The organism is Flavobacterium zubiriense (genome assembly GCF_041729725.1).
Lineage (GTDB): Bacteria > Bacteroidota > Bacteroidia > Flavobacteriales > Flavobacteriaceae > Flavobacterium > Flavobacterium zubiriense.
In genome coordinates this window covers 1-20696 of record NZ_JBCFQL010000012.1, presented here as the reverse complement: position 1 = coordinate 20696, position 20696 = coordinate 1, and the positions used below count along the sequence as shown (strand labels likewise).

At 34.7% G+C, this 20696-nt stretch carries 15 protein-coding genes; all 15 read right to left on the bottom strand.

Translation table 11 applies throughout. The features are described from left to right. Nucleotides 1–40: 40 nt before the first annotated feature. Nucleotides 41–1726 (bottom strand): sodium/sugar symporter, encoded by a 1686-nt coding sequence (locus AAGV28_RS11685; RefSeq protein WP_373390333.1) that lies wholly within the window; start codon nt 1724–1726, stop codon nt 41–43. A gap of 38 nt (nt 1727–1764) precedes the next feature. Then, nucleotides 1765–2778: a UDP-glucose 4-epimerase GalE gene (gene galE / locus AAGV28_RS11680; RefSeq protein WP_373406991.1), complete on the bottom strand. Its 1014-nt coding sequence runs from the start codon at nt 2776–2778 to the stop codon at nt 1765–1767. A gap of 27 nt (nt 2779–2805) precedes the next feature. Next, a complete protein-coding gene (locus AAGV28_RS11675) occupies nt 2806–3855 on the bottom strand; it encodes a UDP-glucose--hexose-1-phosphate uridylyltransferase (protein WP_373406990.1) in 1050 nt (349 codons plus the stop codon). 5 nt (nt 3856–3860) lie between these two features. Beyond that, on the bottom strand, nt 3861–5027 hold the full coding sequence (galK, locus tag AAGV28_RS11670; protein WP_373406989.1) for a galactokinase: 1167 nt from the start codon (nt 5025–5027) through the stop codon (nt 3861–3863). A gap of 51 nt (nt 5028–5078) precedes the next feature. Further along, nucleotides 5079–6098: an aldose epimerase family protein gene (locus AAGV28_RS11665; RefSeq protein WP_373406988.1), complete on the bottom strand. Its 1020-nt coding sequence runs from the start codon at nt 6096–6098 to the stop codon at nt 5079–5081. A 461-nt stretch (nt 6099–6559) separates the two neighbouring features. Further along, nucleotides 6560–6856: a hypothetical protein gene (locus AAGV28_RS11660; protein WP_373406987.1), complete on the bottom strand. Its 297-nt coding sequence runs from the start codon at nt 6854–6856 to the stop codon at nt 6560–6562. Between the two features lie 45 nt (nt 6857–6901). Continuing rightward, nucleotides 6902–7393, bottom strand: coding sequence for a DUF4488 domain-containing protein (locus tag AAGV28_RS11655; RefSeq protein ID WP_373406986.1), 492 nt, complete (start codon nt 7391–7393; stop codon nt 6902–6904). Nucleotides 7394–7586: 193 nt separating this feature from the next. Further along, on the bottom strand, nt 7587–8780 hold the full coding sequence (locus AAGV28_RS11650; RefSeq protein ID WP_373406985.1) for a hypothetical protein: 1194 nt from the start codon (nt 8778–8780) through the stop codon (nt 7587–7589). A 21-nt stretch (nt 8781–8801) separates the two neighbouring features. Beyond that, nucleotides 8802–9920, bottom strand: a complete 1119-nt coding sequence (locus AAGV28_RS11645; RefSeq protein WP_373406984.1) for a glycoside hydrolase family 43 protein — start codon at nt 9918–9920, stop codon at nt 8802–8804. 4 nt (nt 9921–9924) lie between these two features. Then, on the bottom strand, nt 9925–10770 hold the full coding sequence (locus tag AAGV28_RS11640) for a glycoside hydrolase family 16 protein (protein WP_373406983.1): 846 nt from the start codon (nt 10768–10770) through the stop codon (nt 9925–9927). 381 nt (nt 10771–11151) lie between these two features. Next, nucleotides 11152–12402: a DUF4998 domain-containing protein gene (locus AAGV28_RS11635; RefSeq protein ID WP_373406982.1), complete on the bottom strand. Its 1251-nt coding sequence runs from the start codon at nt 12400–12402 to the stop codon at nt 11152–11154. A 16-nt stretch (nt 12403–12418) separates the two neighbouring features. Continuing rightward, nucleotides 12419–13633 (bottom strand): DUF4959 domain-containing protein, encoded by a 1215-nt coding sequence (locus AAGV28_RS11630; protein WP_373406981.1) that lies wholly within the window; start codon nt 13631–13633, stop codon nt 12419–12421. A gap of 23 nt (nt 13634–13656) precedes the next feature. After that, entirely contained in the window at nt 13657–15627 is a 1971-nt protein-coding gene (locus AAGV28_RS11625) for a RagB/SusD family nutrient uptake outer membrane protein (RefSeq protein WP_373406980.1), read from the bottom strand. A gap of 11 nt (nt 15628–15638) precedes the next feature. Continuing rightward, nucleotides 15639–18869: a SusC/RagA family TonB-linked outer membrane protein gene (locus AAGV28_RS11620; RefSeq protein ID WP_373406979.1), complete on the bottom strand. Its 3231-nt coding sequence runs from the start codon at nt 18867–18869 to the stop codon at nt 15639–15641. A 596-nt stretch (nt 18870–19465) separates the two neighbouring features. Beyond that, nucleotides 19466–20614, bottom strand: coding sequence for a glycoside hydrolase family 88/105 protein (locus AAGV28_RS11615; protein WP_373406978.1), 1149 nt, complete (start codon nt 20612–20614; stop codon nt 19466–19468). Between the last annotated feature and the right edge of the window lie 82 nt (nt 20615–20696).

The window sequence follows — 20696 nt, the reverse complement described above, 5'->3', positions numbered from 1 at the left end:
CGATTCCACATTTTTACCTTTAAAACTATTATTTTTAATCTTACCAGAACTTCACGTACAAAGCAGCGATAATTAATAATGTAATGATAATTAATACTGTAGTTTGAGGTTTTACCTTAAACATTTCAGTATCCAATTCGAATGCTTTTGGATTTACTTTTGGTCCAGCAAAACTGATTCCAATCATCAATAACATTGTAAATACAAATGACAATCCCATACAAATGTGGAATGGAATTTCGAAACCACCTTTACCATTTGGCCAAGCTGTGTACAATAACGTTTCGTTTCCAAACATCGCTGGTGCAAACTCATTGAATAAAACCGATAATAAGAAACCTGCAATTACACCCACAATAGCAGCTGTTCCTGTAGTTCTTTTCCAGAACATCCCTAAAAAGAACATAGCAAAAACTCCGGGGCTAATAAATCCTGTGTATTTTTGGATATAAGTAAATCCTCCAACGCCACCAATTCCTAAAACATCATTCCAAGTAAACAATACGGCAAGAACCATGGAAGCAAAAACGGCATAACGACCAATATTTACCTGAGCGCTGTCGGAAGCATTTTTTTGAATGTATTTTTTATGAACGTCTAAAGTATAAATGGTAGAAATACTATTTACTTTACCAGCTAACGAAGCCACAATAGCAGCAGTCAAAGCCGCAACTGATAATCCTTTTAATCCTGTTGGCAAGAAAGTCAACATTGCTGAATAAGCGCCGTCTTTTCCTCCTACTAATTGAGGTAAGTGTCCTCCTTCGTATAAAACATAAGCTGCAATACCAGGCAACATTACAATTACAGGCATTAATAATTTCAATATACCTGCAAACAAAATCCCTGTACGAGCCGTTTGTAAATCAGCTCCTAAAGCTCTTTGCGTGATGTATTGGTTACATCCCCAATAGTTCAAATTGATAATCCAGATACCTGCTAAATATGACATCATCCCCGGAAAAGTAAGGTATTTATCAATTTCTAATTGTGTAGAAGTAGCTGTTGGTCTTGGAATAATCATTTTGAAATGTTCTGGTGCTTTTTCCATCAAGACATTAAATCCTGCAATAGCATCTTTTCCAACACCAAAATATTCTCCCACTGTAGTCAAAGCGATATAAGAAGTTACTAAACCTCCAATAATCAATACCGCCACCTGAATAACATCGGTATAAGCCACTACTTTCATACCTCCAAGAGAGATAATCAAAGCAAAAACAGCTAATCCTAACATAATAACATGAAGGTATTCTCCTCCTGCTAATCCGTTAATAGCAACTGCTCCTAAATATAAAATGGAAGTTAAATTCACAAAAACATACAAAAACAACCAGAAAACAGCCATAATCAAAGCCGTTGAATCGTTGTAACGTGTTTTTAAGAACTGAGGCATGGTGTAAATCTTGTTTTTCAAATAAACAGGAATAAACCAAACTGCTACTATAATTAATGCAATTGCAGCAACCCACTCGTAAGCGGCAACAGCAATCCCTAAGAAGAAACCTTCTCCACTCATTCCAATAAACTGCTCCGCAGAAATATTAGAAGCGATAAGTGAAGCTCCAATAGCCCACCAGGTTAAAGTTCCTTCTGCTAAGAAATACGCCTTAGCATCGTGTTCGTTTTTTTCGCGTTTGCGATAGATAATATATCCGTAGATGGAGACTACTAAAAAGTAGATGATGAATACTGCATAATCTGCAAATTCGAGACTTGAGCTCATAGATTCTTATTTAAAATTATTATTTGGTTTAACAGCGCTTAGCTTCTTATTTTTTGTTCCCATTTCCAAGCGCTTTCCATTGCTTGTTCCAGGGTTAATTGGGTTTTCCAGCCCAGTACTTTATTAGCTTTGTCCGTATTGGCATAAGCCGAAGTAATATCACCTTCTCTTCTGTCCACAATTCGGTACGCTAATTTTTGACCACTTGCTTTTTCGAAAGCATGAATCACTTCTAGTACTGTACTTCCTACTCCTGTTCCCAAATTGAAAGTTTCTACTTTTTCTTCGTTCTTTTTATTCACCAATCGTTGTAAAGCAATCACGTGCGCTTTGGCCAAATCCACAACATGAATGTAATCGCGAACACAAGTCCCGTCAGACGTTGGATAATCATTACCATAAACCAGTAATTCTTTACGCAATCCAATTCCGGTTTGAGTGATAAATGGCACTAAATTTTGTGGAACGCCTATTGGCAATTCGCCAATTTCAACTGATGGATGTGCTCCAATTGGATTAAAATAACGCAATAAAATAGCATTAATACCACTTATTTTAGCCACATCTGTGATGATTTCTTCACCTATTTGTTTGGTATTTCCATAAGGAGACATGGCAGTTTGAACCGCTGAATTTTCATTGATAGGCATGGTTTCGGCTTGACCATAAACCGTACAAGAAGAACTAAAAATAAAGTTAGCGCTTTCTTTTTTCTCTAATTCCTGAAGTAAATATACTAAGGAATTAATGTTGTTTTCGTAATACAACAAAGGGTTTCCAACACTCTCTCCTACTGCCTTTGAAGCCGCAAAATGAATTACTCCATTTACATCTGAATGGCGTTTGAAAAAATCCTGAACTACCGATTTCTCTCTTAAATCCAGTTTTTCAAAAAGTGGTTTTTTCCCTGTTATAGCTTCAATTCCTTTTAAAACATCTTCCGATGAATTGGATAAATTATCAATAACAACTACCTCAAAACCTTCATTTTGCAATTCGACTACTGTATGCGAACCTATGAAACCTAAACCTCCCGTAACAAGTATTTTCATGATTTGTTTTTTTAAATATCAGTTTAGTTATTTTTGTTTGTAATGTACCTCAGATAAGTTTCTCAACATTTCTGCACTTTTCTCTGGTGTAATATCTCTTTGCGATTCTCCCATCATTTCATAACCTACCATGAATTTTTTCACTGAAGCCGAACGCAACAATGGTGGATAAAAATGCATGTGAAATTGCCATTCTGGGTGCTCTTCACCATCTGTTGGAGCCTGGTGAATTCCTGAAGAATAAGGAAATGATGTTTCGAAAAGGTTGTCGTATTTTGTGGTTAGTTGTTTCAAAATAACAGCAAATGCAGCTACCTCATCTTCGGTAAAATCAGTGATTTTAGTAATATGACGTTTGCTTACTATCATGGTTTCAAAAGGCCAGATTGCCCAAAAAGGAACGATTGCAGCAAAATGATCGTTTTCAACAACTACGCGTTCTTTTACTTTTAATTCTTCTTTTAAATAATCCTGCAACAAGTTTGTTCCGTTTTTATCGAAATACGCTTTCAAGTTATCTTGCGTTTTTTGAACCTGTGTTGGTAAAGAAGATTGCGCCCATATTTGTCCGTGTGGATGCGGATTACTACATCCCATTACACTTCCTTTATTTTCAAAAATTTGCACGTGATTGATGTAATCAATAGCTCCCAAATCAGTATACTCTCTTTGCCAAGTTTGAATAATATTTACAATACCATCCACATCCATTTCTGGCAAAGTCAAATCATGTCTTGGTGAAAAACAAACCACTCTCGAAATTCCTCTTTCTGGTTGTGCCTTGAAGAAACTTCCTTCTTCGTTTCCACCAAAATCAATTGGTTCTTGTTTAAGCGCAGCAAAGTCATTTTCGAAAACAAAACTACCTTTGTAATCTGGATTTTTTTCACCATTCATACGAACATTTCCAGCACATAAATAACATTCCGGATCATATTCTGGTAAAGCAACAGTATTTACTGCTTCTTTTTGTCCTTGCCAAGGTCTTTTGGAACGGTGCGGTGAAACTAAAACCCATTCGTTAATTAAAGGATTGTATCTTCTATGTGGATCTTCGTTGATGTCAAACTTTCTCATAGTCATTATTTAGTGTATAGTGATGTTCCGTTACTTATTTTAACGTCATATATTTTCAATTCGATTCCGAAAGCTTCGTTGTATAATTTAGAAAATTTATCTTTAATTTTTTGTTCTTGTCCTTTTTTAACCAGATTGATCGTGCAACCACCAAAACCGCCTCCCATTAATCGGGAACCAATAACTGCAGTTTCTTCTTTTGCCAAATCTACTAATAAATCCAGCTCTTCGCAGCTTACTTCGTAATCTTTTGACAATCCTTCGTGAGTGGCAAACATTAGTTCGCCTAACAATTCGATTTTTCCGTTGTCTAATGCCTCACAAGCCTGAATCACGCGGTTGATTTCTTTTACCACAAAAAGGGAACGTCTAAAAACGTCGTGACTCATTTTGTCTTTCAAATCAATTATCGTTTGTTCAGTACAATCTCTAAAACTTTTTATCTCAGGGAAATTTGCTTTTACAATTGCAATTCCTTCTTCACATTGCTGTCTTCTTTCGTTATACGCCGAAGTCATCAACGAATGCTTTACATTCGAATCAAACAAAATCAATGAATAATCGCTAAAATCAGCATCGTGATAGGTATATTCTAAAGTACGACAATCTATTTTGATTACTTTATCTTCTAGTCCCATTACGCTAGAAAACTGATCCATAATTCCGCATTTGATTCCCACCCAATGCTCGGCTTTTTGACCTAGCAACGCAATGTCAATTGGTTTGATATTCAAATTGAATAAATCGTTCATTCCAAATAAGAATCCACATTCTAAAGCCGCAGAAGAAGACAGTCCAGAACCCACAGGAATGTTACTACTGAAAACGCAATTTACGCCTTCCAATTGAAATCCGTTAATTTTTAATTGATTAATCACTCCTCTGATGTAATTAGTCCAATCATTATCGTCTAATTTTACCTCAGCCGTAACATCAATTTCAAACTCATCATTCAGGTCTAAAGCAATTACTCTGGACGTATTTGTATTGTTTTTTTCGAAAGCAAAACAAATAATCTTGTCGATAGCAGCAGGCAAAACATAACCATCATTGTAATCGATATGTTCTCCGATGATGTTGATTCTCCCTGGAGAAAGCACTATTCTTGTTGGCTCAGAACCAAAAGTTTCCTTAAAATAGCTAGTTGTTTTATTAATTAAAATGTCATTCATTGGTTAGAAATTGAAGTAGTATTAAATTTATTTTTATTGTAAATTCACTCTTTATAGTGATTCGAATTTATAAGTTGTTTTATGCTTGTAAACGTCATCTTTCTTCAAAACAGCACTTGGAAAATGAGTGTGATTAGGAGCATCTGGGAAATTTTGGGTTTCAAAACAAATTCCGCTTAAAGCGTGATAAGTTGTATTTTCTTTTCCTTTTAAATCCGAACCACAATTTCCACCCACATAGATATGAACTCCAGGTTGATCCGTGTACACATCCATTTTTAAATTAGTCGCAGGACTAAAAAGAGTAGCTTTCACTTGGTTGTTATTTTCCACTACAAAAGTGTTGTCGATGGTTGCAGGACATTTTTTTGCCGTTCTATAATCGAATACCGTATTAGCCACTTCCAGAAAGTTTCCTGTAGGAATATTATCTTCTCTGGTTTCCACTACTTTTTGTGCATGAACAATTAAATCCTGACCAGAAACATCCGATTGATGTCCGTCCAGATTAAAATAACTGTGATGCGTTAAATTGATAATGGTATCTTCGGTAGTAGTTGCTTTGTATTCGATAATTAATTCGTTTTCCTCAGACAAAGTATAAGTCAAACTTACGGAAAGTTCTCCCGGGTAGTTCTCCTCGTTAGCTGCACTAAGATAACTCAACGCAATCGATGGATTTTCGCCAGTTGTTACCGCGTCAACATTCCATGTTTTTTTACTGAAATTTTCTATTCCACCGTGTAAAGAATTAGCGCTATTATTGATATTCAATTGGTAATTTTTACCATTTAATTCAAATTTCCCTTCGTTAATTCTCCCTGCATAACGCCCCACAGTAGCTCCCATATAAGGAGAACCATCTAATTGGAATGATTTTTTGTAACCTTCAACAGTATCAAATCCTAAAACCACATCGACAAGTTCACCATTTTTCAACGGAATCTTCAATGCTGTAAGGGTAGCTCCAAAAGGAATTACTTTAAGCTGTGCCCCGTTTTTATTCGTTAATTCGTAAAAATCAGTAACAGCAGATTCTAAATGAGATAAATTATTTTCAGAAGTTGACATACAAAGTGGTTTATTTTTTGTTCATTGGTTGTGAAAACAAAAATAGAAATAAACTCTATTATTGTATACCAGTACCCACCAGTTTTTAAAATTAGCCACTAGATAAAAAAACAAAGCATAAATGTAGCCAATTTTTTCTTTCGAATAAAACAACTCCATTTATGTTCTGCTGCTTGATAAGTTTAACAACTTATATCTATAAATCTATAAATATTTAACTTGACTACATTAATGGACTCTTATTTTTTTTTGATTGATTGCTACCCATGTTCTATTTGCTTTTTCCAAATTCTCCTTTTTATTCTGTTTCCAAAGGTTAAAATACAGCTCACTTTTGTAGCTAAATAAATATAGTTTATTGTCAGTAATCATAATATACCTAGACTAACAGATTCTCTACCAGGAAGTCCACCATCGGTTCCAGATGCCATTCTACTTGCACAATAACCTCCAAATTGGGGCTAATATTTCTCTGGATTATCGATAAAAATTAATTTGTTCTTTTCATTTAAAAAGAAACATTTTATTCCATCATATTTATACTGGTATCCACTTAAACCTTTTGATGCCTTGTTATTAATAAAATATTCCGTCAAATCATATCCTCTTACTGCTAGGCTATCATTATCAATATTATAATAAGGTAAATTTTCATTATGATAACATTTTTGATTAGGAAATTTTACAAATACTAAATCTTGAGCATTTAATATGGACGTTAGTAAAATGGTTAAAATCAACAAATATTTTTTTACCATATTGTTTGGGTTAGTGTTTTTTATTAGACCTCAAAGACATCACAATTACCGCTTTTGAGGCCCAGGATGCAGAAACTTTACACCGCTGGCTCTTGTTGGAACAGCCAAAGGCAAACGTATCCATTTTTCATTCATCCAGACATTACCATCAAGATTATAACTCCAAGCCATAATCATCGTATTTTCATCAATAAGGCTGTATTTGATGGGTGAATCTTTTCCACTTAAACGAGGGTGTAGTACATACTCTATGATGTGCTCCACTAATGTGCTATCTGATTCTATTTCGTAAGATCCATATTGTGCAATTGTTGTTTCATTAGGCCAAGTTACAAACGTGTAATAGGTGCCATCAGCATTAATTACTTTGTAGTCTCCTGTTACTATTCTTATAGATTCGCCATTAGCAAGTGTTCTTTCGTCTATTAGCCGCCAAATTCCAACAATTGATTTTGAAACAGGAATATGGTTTTGTTCTGTCTGCGCCGATAATGTTGCAGAAAAAACAACAATCAATAATGTAAAAATGTGCTTCATAGTAAGTTTTTTTTGGTTCCTAAAAATTATAATTTGTTCATTTGGTTTTTCAAAAAGCATGAAATTCAAAACCATACCTTTAATTAAATTTTCAACAGCAGTTCTCCCTTTTTTCAAAAGAATCTACTAGATAAAAACAAAGCATAAATGAATTACTCCATTCATGCTTCGCTTACAACATCTTTATTTAATCTTAATTACTAGGCAATCCATCAGCTTTCATGCCTTGCAATATTAAAGCATTCATGATGTAAAGAAAATCACTTCCGTCATCCTCATGCGCTCCATTAACACCGTAAGGCCAAAAGTGCATCCCATCTCCTTTTACCAAAGCAGCAGGGTCATTTGTCATCATTTGCAAGATTTCGTTGGCTCGTTTTCCTTGCCAAGTGCCTTTCATTAATTCAGTATATTTTGAATGTTGCCCCACTCCCACTGCATGCGCCATTTCGTGCATTGCAGTTCCAGCCTTTTGATAAGAAGCATTGGCTCCCATATTAATCCAACCCGAAAAATTGGCATCGGCAGTAAGTGTTCCCGGCGAATAATTTACCGTCACATGTTTTACAATTGAAGTAAAATTATTGTAATAAGTTGTTGCCAAATCAAATGCCGCTTTTATTCTGGTAACCGTTGCAGCATCGGCTCCATTTTGATTAAACGAATAGGTAAAATTCCCTTTTTTAATAGTACTTATTACAAATTCTTCACCATATAAAACTCCGCCCGGCGTTACCGCATAAGGTCTTACATAATACAAAGTTTCTGGTTTTAAATTACGAATACGCTCTTTGAATTTGTCTTCTACCTTGCTTCTGGCTATTTTGTTATCAGTTATAGTTGGTTTTGTAGCTGTATTGTAAACCAAACCTATTTCCTGGATTGCTAAATCGCCGTGTTCTTTTAAGATTACATCCAAAAATAAATCTTGTGCACCAGCTACTTTTATAGTTCCCAAAACCAATAAAGGCGAAGCTAAATCAGCAGTTTTAAAACTCACCTGATTGCCATAAGCCACTCCTTTTTTGTTTACCACATAAGCTCTTGCATAATAAACCGTGCTTCCTTCCAGATTAGTCAGCTCTACTTTAAACTCTCCAGAACCTTTAGTAACACTTGCTAATTTTTTTGTCCCTTCATAATTAGGATTTGCAGTTGTTCCATAACACACACCTCGTTCAACTACACTGCTTCCTCCATTATCTTCAAGCATGCCCCAAATTACAGCTTGCTTGGCTGCAATTTCTTCGGCTTCATTGGTTTTCAAAGTAGCCAACTGCCCCACATTATCTGGTTCTTCTACCTCAGCAACTTCCGAAGAACTTCCCGAAGAGCAAGAACAAATAACAAATAGTAACATCAGAAATAAATCAATACTTTTTTTCATCTATTTTAATTTTATTTTTTTCTAAAAAACATCTAAACTCCAACTTTCAAACCAATTTAAAACTGGTTTTTCCTTATCAAACTTTATAGGTAACCAAACATAACTTCCATCAATTGGGTTATCCGGTTTCCATCGATCGGCCATAAATATGAATTGATCTTTTTTTCCTTGAACAGGCAGAATATAAGTACTCTGCGAATGAAATGTGAGCTCCGCCCCTTTTCCAACGCACGGATTTCCGAGAGATTCCCAAGGTCCCCAAATTGATTTGGAACTGAATGAACGCGCCTCATTAGGATCCCAACCGGTACAACCCGAAGTAATCATATAATAAATACCGTCTTTTTTAAAAATGGCAGGCGCTTCATTATGACCTGCGGGTGCTACTCTTGTCCATTTTTCTGTAAAATCTAAATAATCATCTGTAAGTTCTGATATGTGAAGTGTCAAATTATCTTCTGAAGCGTGTATTAAATACCCCTTATCGTTGTCATCAACATACACAGTCATATCTCTGGACATTTGTCCTTTTTCGAAATCCCTGCGAACCAACATTCCGTTTTTTACTGCCGTCAACCATTCGGGAGTCCAAGATTTTAATTTATTCTCACCAATTAATGCTGATTTGAATCTATCTTCAAAATTCATTGGCCAAACTCCTTTGTTTGGTCGGTATGATTTTTTAAATACAAAAGGTCCTCTTGGATTATCACTCACTGCTACAGCCGCTTTAGCAGCATCATAACCTTGTCCTTTTAACTCTAGATGAAACCACATCACATACTTACCTGTCTTTTTATTGAAAACTACTTTTGGACGTTCTATAATACAGCCTTTTGTTATCTCAGAATTAGGATTAGTTTCAACTCTCAAAACAATTCCTTCATTAGTCCAGTTGTATAAATCTTTTGACGAATAACAACTTACCCCTTGCAAAGATGTATTTCCACCACGACCAGCAGTTTTATACTCTCCATACCAATAATAAACTCCATCAACAAAAGTAACACCACCACCATGAGCATTGATATGCACACCATTAGTGTCTTTCCATTGTTTTCCCGGAATGAAAGAATCGTTCTGACTAAAAACGGTAGCAGTTGTAAGACTAAAGCATATTATTAAATAAATTAATTTCATCTTACTATTTCTTTTGATAAACCCTTACGTAATCAATTATATATTTTGACGGAAAACCGGCAGCGGTAAATTCACCACCCTGATCTCCGCCCACAGCCAGATTCACTAATAAATAATGAGGTTGTCTAAAAGGATGTATCTTTTGATTTTTTCCTTGCATAGCATCACTAATCTTTGTTTCATTTAGCAATTGATTATCAACATACAACCTGATGAAATTTGCATCCCAGTCCATTCTCCACACATGAAATTCGTCGGCCCAATTGGCTTTCTTAAAATCGCTCAACATTTGAGTTGCACTATCCCACTCAGTATCCGACTTATCCGACTTCCAGGCTACATTGGCCAATATTTTCCCTCTGTAATATTCCATGATATCAATCTCACCATTTGCAGGCCAATTGCCTTTTATGCCCAAAGTCCAAAATGCCGGCCACATTCCTTTAGCTACCGGAATTTTAGCCCGCATTTCAAATCGGCCATATTGCCAGGAATGTTTCCCCCGGGTAATTAAACAGGAAGAAGTAATCCTGATAGAATCTCTTTTTTGAGCCCAATCACGGTGATTCTTTGAAACAAAATGAGGATTGGCTTTATTCTCCTTTTTGGCTTCAATAATTAAAAATCCATCTTTACAGTAGGCATTTTCTCTTTGGTACCATTGGTCTTCATTATTGCGAACAAAACCGCTTTCATAGTTCCAGTTTTTCTCACTTGGCACACCATCAATATTAAATTCATCACTCCAAACTAAATGGTAGCCTTTGTATTGGTAAGCTTGTTTTTCTTTTACAACAAAACCAAAAACCACAGAGGACACAATTCCTAAAACCAAAAACTTAAATTTCATAAAGCTGCTATTTGAATACTTTAAACACTAAAATTCAATTACAAAACTAAAAGAACACTATAAGTCAAGAGGGGGTAATTACAACAATAAAGAAGGGGTAAATCAATATAACTTTAATATGCTATAAAAACAGTGGGGCCACGACCGAATCAATTAAGTAAAACCCTCCTATGCTTGTCTTTAAAAGCAACTTTAAAAACAAAAAGAGGCTATCTTAATTACTAGAATAACCTCTTTTAAAAAACTAATTTAGAACTATTACTTCAAAAAGACTTATAGTCCAATACTGAAATGAACTTATTTATCCACAAACAGTTTATAAAAAGCAGCACTATAACTTTTGTTATTGCACTGCTTTTTTTTTTAAACTACCCTAATAAATTAATTATTCTTTTTAAATAAACTGAAAGATAAAAAATGGCCATATCTTTGATTTCCTTGTGTAGTTGAAATCCCTAATGTTATTTGCTCTGATTGTGCAATGGTAAATGTAATCACTGCACTTTCCGAATTCATAGAATTTACTATTCTTTTAAATCCTAAGGTTGCTGGATTAGTTTCTAGAGTTCCACCACTTGAATCAGGCAATATATTTCCCTTTGCAACCGCTAAGTAAACATAATCAGACAGAGTGTAACCACTATTAATACCACTACCAGATGCTAACATAGGAGCACTAAAAATATAGGTTCCGGCTTCTAATGTTATCGTTTGGTATATTTTACCATTAGTAATTACCGGAGCGCCCCAACCTGATTCCAGATTTATTGTAGCAGGAGGATTACCACAACATCCAAAATCGATACCACCATAACCACCATGGTTTTTACAGGCATCATTAGTTGTCCAATCAGCTAAAGTACCCCATCTTCCTGAAAATGAAGCCGCCACAAACGGACGCTTATTATTCTTAATCAAATAAGTAAGATCGATAACCTGAGGTTCTTTTGAAACAAAATCAGTATAAAAAGTATCTATAGAAGTTTCAACAGGTAAAAACAATGAACGCTGTTTAAACTTGCTTCCTGCCTTATAATTTGGTATCACTAGCTGATTTTGAGTAACAGGAACCGTTATAGTATGCTGTACATCTAAACCATCAGTATATACGATTTCAGTAGCAAATGCTCCAGTAGTTAAATCCATACTAGCAAAATCAATTGTAAGAGAGAAATTGCTTGATAATTTACTAGTAACAATCTTTCTATCAGTCAAACTTGCCTGATAACGTGTTCCATAAGTTTGAGCCGTAATATACTGAGAAATAGAGCCATTCCCTTTAGCATCAAAAGTCTTCACTTCAAAATTGTAAATGTTTTCAGGAAGATTTTCTACAACAGAAGAGATCTCATCAACTCCTGAAGTTCTATTAATTGGTATTACAACCGAATCTTTTTTAGTATTCCAATAGATTCTCAACTCAGAAACCTTAGGATCTGAAATAATAAGTCCTTCAATTTTTATTCTATCTCTACCTGGTAATATTTTTAATGAATCTATTTTACCTGTATATGAGATAGCACCACCTTCTGTAAACTTCAAATAATCATCTGCATTATTAGAACATGAGTACACAAGTACCATTAAAATTGTAGCAAAAGCTGTTACTAAAATATTCCTTAAATTTTTCATTGCTTTTTATTTAATATTAAAAATTAGGATTACCATATACATGAACTTCTGAAACAGCCATAAATTTACCACCAATCCAGTTTTCTAAACATTCTATTCTCAAATAACGAACAGCAGGCTTATCTAAAGCAACTTCATAATCGGCACCATCTCTGGCTGCTAAAAGATCATCATTATTTTCTTGTGCATAAGGCAGCCCAGAAGGTTTTTTAATTTCATATTCGCCCATTAAAGTCCAATTGCTATCCAGCGTACCGTCGTTTAAAGTATTACTACCCCATATCCTGAATTTTTTCATGGCTCCTAAATAGTAATACAATCTTTGACCACCTATAGGTTCTGAAAATTGCCAAAGTCTTAAACGACTCAATTTAGTTGTTTTTCCTACATCAAAAGTCACTAAATGATTTCCCACATCAATAGTTCTATCTGTAAAGTAGGACCCCCAATACTCTAAAAACTGACCATCCCATAAATTTGAAATTGGATAAGCATTATTTATTGTTTTTGCATCATTAGGCAGTTTAACTCCAACAAAACCAGATTTAGGCATCAACTGTTCAAATAATGGCTCAATATTAGTTACCAAAGTATCGGTGTAATTCAACCATTTGTCTCTAACCACAATGGCAAACTCCTGCTCAACAGGTTCAAAGCCTCTTAAACTTTGTTTTACCTCATCTACCGAAGTATAAATACTGGTACGAAGTGGTACCCAGTCTCCTTGAATATTTTTTTGCATCACTAAGATTCCTATTTCTTCTTTTGTAGGGTTATCAGCAGTAATTCGAATACCTCCAAAATCAGGCTGAGCAATTAATGAGTCATAAATATCAAAAATTGGAGCTTTTAATGGAGCTACCGTAACTGAAACAGGTTTAGACTCGGTTTCGCTTCTATTAACTGCATAAACTTTGACTTCATTAGTAGATTGCCCAGTAAAACCTTCTAAAAGCATAGAATTTGAATAATAAGAAGCTTTCACTTCCATAGCTGTTCCATTTTCCAGTTTATATCGTGCTACCACATACAATAAATCTTCGTCAGAAGGCAAAGTGTAGGTTAGTTTTACTTTTCCCGGTAAATTCTGAATGGCAATATTTGTAACTTCAGCCGGTGGATTTGAATTGTGTTCCAAAGGCTGAGGCCCCTGATCTTCACTACAGCCTACAAAAACTGCTATCAAAGACAGTAGAAGTACCCTTGCAGAGGATTTTATAAATCGTTTCATAATTTTATTTTTTTATATAATTATTACCAACCTAGATTTTGAACCAAGTTAGGATTTTGAATAAGTGTTCTTTCGTCAATAGGCCAAAAATAATCTCTAGGTGCTACAAAACGTTGTTGACTTAATGTTACTATCTGATAATAACTAGCCTCTGAAACACCAAAAACATTCCAACCCTTTACTGGTTCGTTAAACTCCTGAGTTGCTTTTTTCCAACGTCTAATGTCCCAATAATTTTTGCCCTCAAAGGCCATTTCAATACTGCGTTCTCTGTGGATAATCTCACGCATTCCTTCTTTAGTTGTATATTTAGTTGGATTATTAGAAAAATTTGTCCAGGAATCAACAACACCATTTAATCCGGCACGGGTACGAATAGCATCTACATATTCCAACACCTCAGATGTCGCTGCAGTTCCTTCGGCTTCATTAAGCGCTTCGGCATACATTAAATACAAATCAGCCAAACGCAATTCAGGCCAGGCATAATCTTTATACATCGTTCCCCCTCCAAAAGTTTGCTCCCAATTGATGAGTTTTTTAATATAATAACCTGTTACGTTAAAATCAAAAGCGTCTGAACTACCTGCATAATCTGCAAATTTAGCTCGTATCACTTCTTTTGTTTCATCAGATCCACTAGATGATTTATAAAAAATAGCACCATCAAAACCTAAATCGGCATAAAAACGAGGCTCACGATCAAAATTTATAACTGAGGTTCTATAGCCTTCTTTTATATTGAATTTATCGGCTGCAGTAGCTTCTCTTAATTCAGTAATATCCCCAAAAGTCAAGGTCTTATCTTCTTCAATTGGCACTCCATTTTTAGTATAAAAATTCATTGCCGATTCTAAAGTCGGTGAGAATATTTTTCTCGCCTGAGAATGATTAACAGTAGTAGCCAAAGGCATCATACAAAGTCGTTGTAATTCATAAGTACGACTGTTTGGATTTGCCCATATCAATTCGTCATTCCAACGCTCAGTTACTGCCTGAGTAATATCTAGCTTGGTTTTTGCAGTTTGAGAAATCGTGAACCCAACATCACTTTTATAGAATATTTGATGTCCATTAGCCTCAGCAACATCTATTGCCTCTTTTGCAGCATCAGAAGCTCTTTTCCATTTAGTAGCATCATACACCTGATTAAACAAAGGAGTTCCATCCTTAGCATTTAATCCTGCCATATCTGTGTTCCCATTAAATAAAGGACTAGCAGCCATCAATAACAATTCGGCTTTTATACCTAAAGCTGCTGGTCTTGTAATTCTACCCAACTCATTTTGAGTATCTGCAATTATAGGAGGCAGTCCAATTGCAGCCTCGTCTAACAAACTCACTAAATAATCAACAGTTGAATCAATAGGCTCTCTTGCTACCTGAATCTGATCGTTTGATGCGTCTATTGGAAGATTAACACGAATAACAGGAATTGGTCCATACATGCGCATCAAATAATAATGATAATAAGCTTTTAGAAATTTAGCCTCCGCTAACCATCTTAAACGCTCTCCTTCGGCCAAATCCGGCACCTTAGTTCTGTCTTCTACATTTTCAAGAAAAACATTGCAATGTCTGATTCCGTCAAAAAGAGGATATCGATCTCCAGGCCCAGCTGCTTGATAATTACCTTCCCAGGCATTCATATAAGAATTTGATTTTCTTTGCGTACCCGTTGCAATATTAAAGGCGTAACTGGTAACAGACGCACGATTAGCTGAAACCCAAGTTTCATCTCCTGCTAACATTCCTATATTATATATTCCATCCCCATTTTTAGGAATATATGCATAACAGGTAAACAAATACTTTTCGGCTTCATTTCGCAACTTAAACGCATTATCCAATGTAGAAATATTATCAGGAACAACATCTAAAAAACTATTATCACAGGATTCTAATCCTAAAGAACAAAGCACTACCATTGATACTCCAAAAACTTTTTGAAGTTTTTGGAAACTTTTATTTACTATACTATTTTTAGTTTTCATACTTCTTTTTTTTAAAAATCAACTTTAAGTCCCAAATTATAAACTGATTGAATTGGGTATCCTAAACCACTACCGCCCATCTCTGGATCCCACAACTTAAATTTACTCCAAACAGCAAGATTGTTACCACTAAAATAAATTCTTAAACCTTTAATTCCTATTTTAGAAGTAAACGCTTCTGGAGCATTATAACCAGCTTCTATCGTTTTTAATCTCAAGAAAGCACCATTTCGCATCCACCAGGTTGATACCTGATTATTATTCTCAACAAAGGTGTTACTTAATCTAGGCCAGAAAGCATATAGATCTCTATTGTCTTCCGACCAGTGATCCTGAGCCACAACATCTAATAAATTATTTTGATATGGTCCATTTAGTACAAATGGAGCAATGTTTTCAGGATTTATAAAGAAAGAGGTACGTGCCACACCTTGAAAGAAAACACTAAAATCAAATTTCTTATATCCTACTGTACCTCCAAATCCATAAACTATTTCTGGACTAGTTGGGTTTCCAATAGGCACCTTATCTGCTTCTGTAATCTCCCCATCTCGATTAACATCACGGTATTTAATATCACCACCTGAGTAATCTCCAAATTGAGTAGGTGAATTATCCACCTCATTTTGATCTACAAACAAACGTTCAGCAATATAACCATAATTTCGATTGAAATTTTGACCTATTCGGGAACGATACGCCATTTCTTCAGGAAAACTAAGTTCATCAAATACCTTAATTTTATTAGTAGCATACGTAAAATTCCCTCTCAATTGTGTGTACCAATCATTATTGAATTGTTTGTTGTAAGTAACCGCAACATCCATTCCCTTACTTTCAATTTCACCAAAATTTGTGAATGGATTATAAGTCAATCCCATTGTTGCACCAATATTAGATCTATCCTGAAGTACATTAGTACGATTTTGCTTGTAAATATCAACTACAAAATTTAAGGATTTAAACAACTCTAAATCCATACCTAAATTGATTTGCTTGGATTCTTCCCAACCTATTTTATTATTTGCAAATTTTTGAATAGATACGCCTGGTTGATAATATCCATATTGTTCCCCAAAAGCTGATCCATAATTACCATCTCCAATAGTTACACTTGATAAATAAAAGAAACGATCGATTGTATTACCTATTTTATCATTCCCCACTAAACCATAAGTGGTACGGATTTTAAAATTGGTAACAACATCCTTAATAGGTTCCCAGTATTTCTCATTAGAAATATGATAGGCCAAACCAAATGATGGGAAAAAACCATAACGATTTCCTTGCGCAAATCTTTCCGATCCATTGTAACCAAAATTAAACTCAGCAAGATATTTACTATCAAATCCATAAGTAAACCTGCCTGAAATCCCTTGATTTCTAGCCGGCAAAGAGCTCTCTACACTTCCTGAATTTCCTTGTTCATAACTAGACAACAAGTTAACTAACATACCTGATACTGCATGTTTTTCATTAAAAGTTCGATTATAATTAACAGCTGTTTCAAGATAGATACGAGAGTCTAGATCTTTTCTCCCCTGAGCATAATTTAAAAACTCTGTCCCTACAGTTCCTACAGATCCAGGACCTCCATCATTCAGCACATCTAATTCTAGCTCTCCTGTAACAGGACTTATAAAAGATTGGTAATAAAAAGGATTGTATTGTCTGGAAACATCAAAATAAGAATACCTTTTTACGTAGCCCATTGCTCTAGCAGTAAGTCCCGGAGTTAACTCTTTTAAATCTTGATGTAACTCTACTTGAGCCTGTATAGTAGAAGCTTTGGATACCTGATATCCACGAACCATTTCAGCATAAGGATTGACTAAAATTGAACCTGTAGTTCCCCCAGACAAAGCCCCTCCAAATAATGGATGCTCAATATATGGTAAATAACTGGAAGGATATACCTTAGCAAATGCCACAGGGTTAGACCACATACTAAGATTAAAAATACGAGCTCCTCCCCCTACAGGTCCATTATAATCATCAAACTGTCCGTAAAGACGAACAATAGCTTTAGTCGTAGGAGTCAATGTCATATCCACATTAGAACGCAAAGAATAATTTCTTAATTTAATATTTGAATTAAAATTATTCAAACCATCTACCTTCAACACACCGTTATCAACATTGTAAGTACCCGCTACGTAATACCTCGCTTTTTGCCCACCACCACTTACACTAATATTGTATCCTTGGTTAACAGTATAATCTTTAATTAATTCGTCTATCCAATTGTTGCTTGGATATAAATACGGATCATCTCCGGCAATTGTTCTGTCAATTTTACTTTGACTATATATATCTCCAAGTAATGGATTACGAGTTCGTACAGCTTCATTAGCTAATCTCATATAGGTAATATTGTCTGCAAAATTAAAGTTTCTGGAATTAGACGACATTCTGGTTTCTGAACGAAAACTAAATTTAGTGATACCATCTTTACCCATTTTAGTGGTGATTAATACCACTCCATTAGCTCCACGAGCACCATACACTGCAGCAGCAGCAGCATCTTTCAATACTGAAAAAGTATCAATATCATCAGGCTGTAATCTTGCCATATCCGTTGAAGTAGATTCAATACCGTCGATTAATATCAATGGATTAGAAGATCCTGATCCAAATGAGCCTAAACCACGAATAAAGAAGTCTGAATTATCACGACCCGGCTCTCCACTTCTTTGATAAGCAACCATACCTGCAATTCTTCCAGCCAACATGTTCGTTAAGTTACTGGTAGGTCCTTTTAATTCTTTAGGATTAATTGTTGTAATCGAACTCACCATACTGGTTTTTTTCTGAGTTCCAAAACCCACAACCACAACCTCTTTCAAACCTTCCATACTAGGTTTTAGATTGATTTCAAAAACTGATTTTGTTAGAATTAAAGCTTCAGTAGATTCATAACCTACAAAAGATACCGCTAGTATTTTATCTCCTTCGTTAATTTTCAAGCTAAATTTTCCATCTAAATCAGTCATTACTGCATTCTGAGTTCCCTTAACAGCAACTGTTGCCCCTGGAATAGGTAAATGATTTTCATCTGTAACCTGCCCGCTAATAGTTCTTTGTTGCTGGGCTACTTTTAGTTTTGTTACACTAGTAACGTTAAATTCATGTGCTTGAATTTGTGATAAAGAAACTAAAATCAACAATGTTGTCAGTTTCTTTTTTAAATCAAATCCTAAAACGCTATGAGTCTTTTTCTTTATTTTAATAAAGTTTGTCATTTGTGGTTTTAATTTTAATGGTTAGTTAAATTTTTATTATCTACACTTATTATATTATTCGTAGATAAACTCGTTAGTTTTTTTGAAGTTATTTCATATAATTAAAATTTTAAAATTAGTTAGTATGTAAAAAATATAATAGCAAATTAAATATAAATGTTTATTTAACACTTGTAAAAAAAGACGAGCAATTCCCTAAATGTTTTTTTTTTAAAAACATATTTACTCCATCTAAAAAGACATCTCACATCGCTTAAAATCATTTCAAGCTACTCAATATCTCATCAGATAAACTTTAACTGTATTAACATTTAATTCACATTACAAATCTAACACAAGACCTCTAGTTAAAAGAGGGGTATTTCGACATTAAAAGGGGGGGTAAATCAGAAATATTAACCAAAATAAATTTATTTTTACATCTGTTGTAAAAAAACAACAATAAAATTACACTTTATATAATTATTCAAACCTACTCAAATATTAGTAATAATCAACAAACCCCTCTTAATTCCTTAAATAAAAGTTAAAGAAAAGCGGTCTCATTTCATTTGAAAAGAGACCGCTTTTTTTAGATTATTTAAAATTCAATCAAATCATTTCACAAAACGGAACATCTCTGAAGCTGCTAATAAAAAAGCACCTACACCAAAATCAGCAGTGGAGTTTTTATCGACAACTTGACCCGGGATGGCTTTTTCGCCTATCGGCTGAACATAGCCAACTGTACCGTCTGCTTGAAGAGCAAAATGAGTTAAATAATTCCATGATTTCTCCACTACAGGCAAATAGGTTGCTTTATCTAAAATTCCGTTATTAATTCCCCATAAATAGCCGTAAGTAAAAAATGCCGTTCCGCTAGTTTCCGGTCCCGGTGCATGTTCTGTATCTAAGATACTTCTGGTCCAATAGCCTTCTTTTTGTTGGGCTGCTGCCAATGACTTAGCCATATCTTTAAAGCGATTGATGTATTCTTGTCTGTGTTTGGCATTCTTTGGTAAATCCTGAATAATTTTGGCGTAGCCTGCAAAAATCCATCCGTCTCCTCTGGCCCAAAAGTCTTTCTTTCCATTGGCACTTTTATGTTTTGGGTAAACATATTTTGCATCGCGGAAATATAATTTTGCCTCATCGTCATACATAATACTATTAGCATAAGTTAAATACTCATGCAACTTTTCAAGATACAATTCATTCCCCGTTAACTTATACAACTTGGTCATAACCGGCATTACCATATACAATCCATCAACCCACCACCAGTAATCATTAGCTGCGGTACTCATTTGATATTCCATCACCTCACGGGCTCGGGCAATTTTATTTGAATCTTTTTTTCCTGTATAATTATACAAATCAATATAAGTTTGAAAACAAATTTGCCAATCGCCAAACAAAACATGCTTATCGGTTTCACCATAATTGTATTTCCATTCGGATTTATTTGTAGATTTAGCTCCCATCCATTGGTTTTTCTCAGCCCAAGCCATAGAATAATCCAGGTATTTTTTGTTTTTAGTTACTTTATAAGCTTCCATATTTCCGGTATGATAAGCAGCAACATTCCAGAAAGCGTTACCTAATTCCGGGTGGGAATCCTGCCAATGACTGTTTACTTTATCAATAATAGCAATTACTTCTTTTTTAGATTGCTTTATAGTTACTCCTTGTTTTACTGCGGTACTTTTACAACTAACAACTGCTATAGCGGTCATCAGCACCAAAAGTGTTTTTTTAAAATTCATTGGTTATAGATTAGATTATTATATTATTATTTTATTATTTTATTATTTTATTATTTTATTATTTTATTATTTTATTATTTTA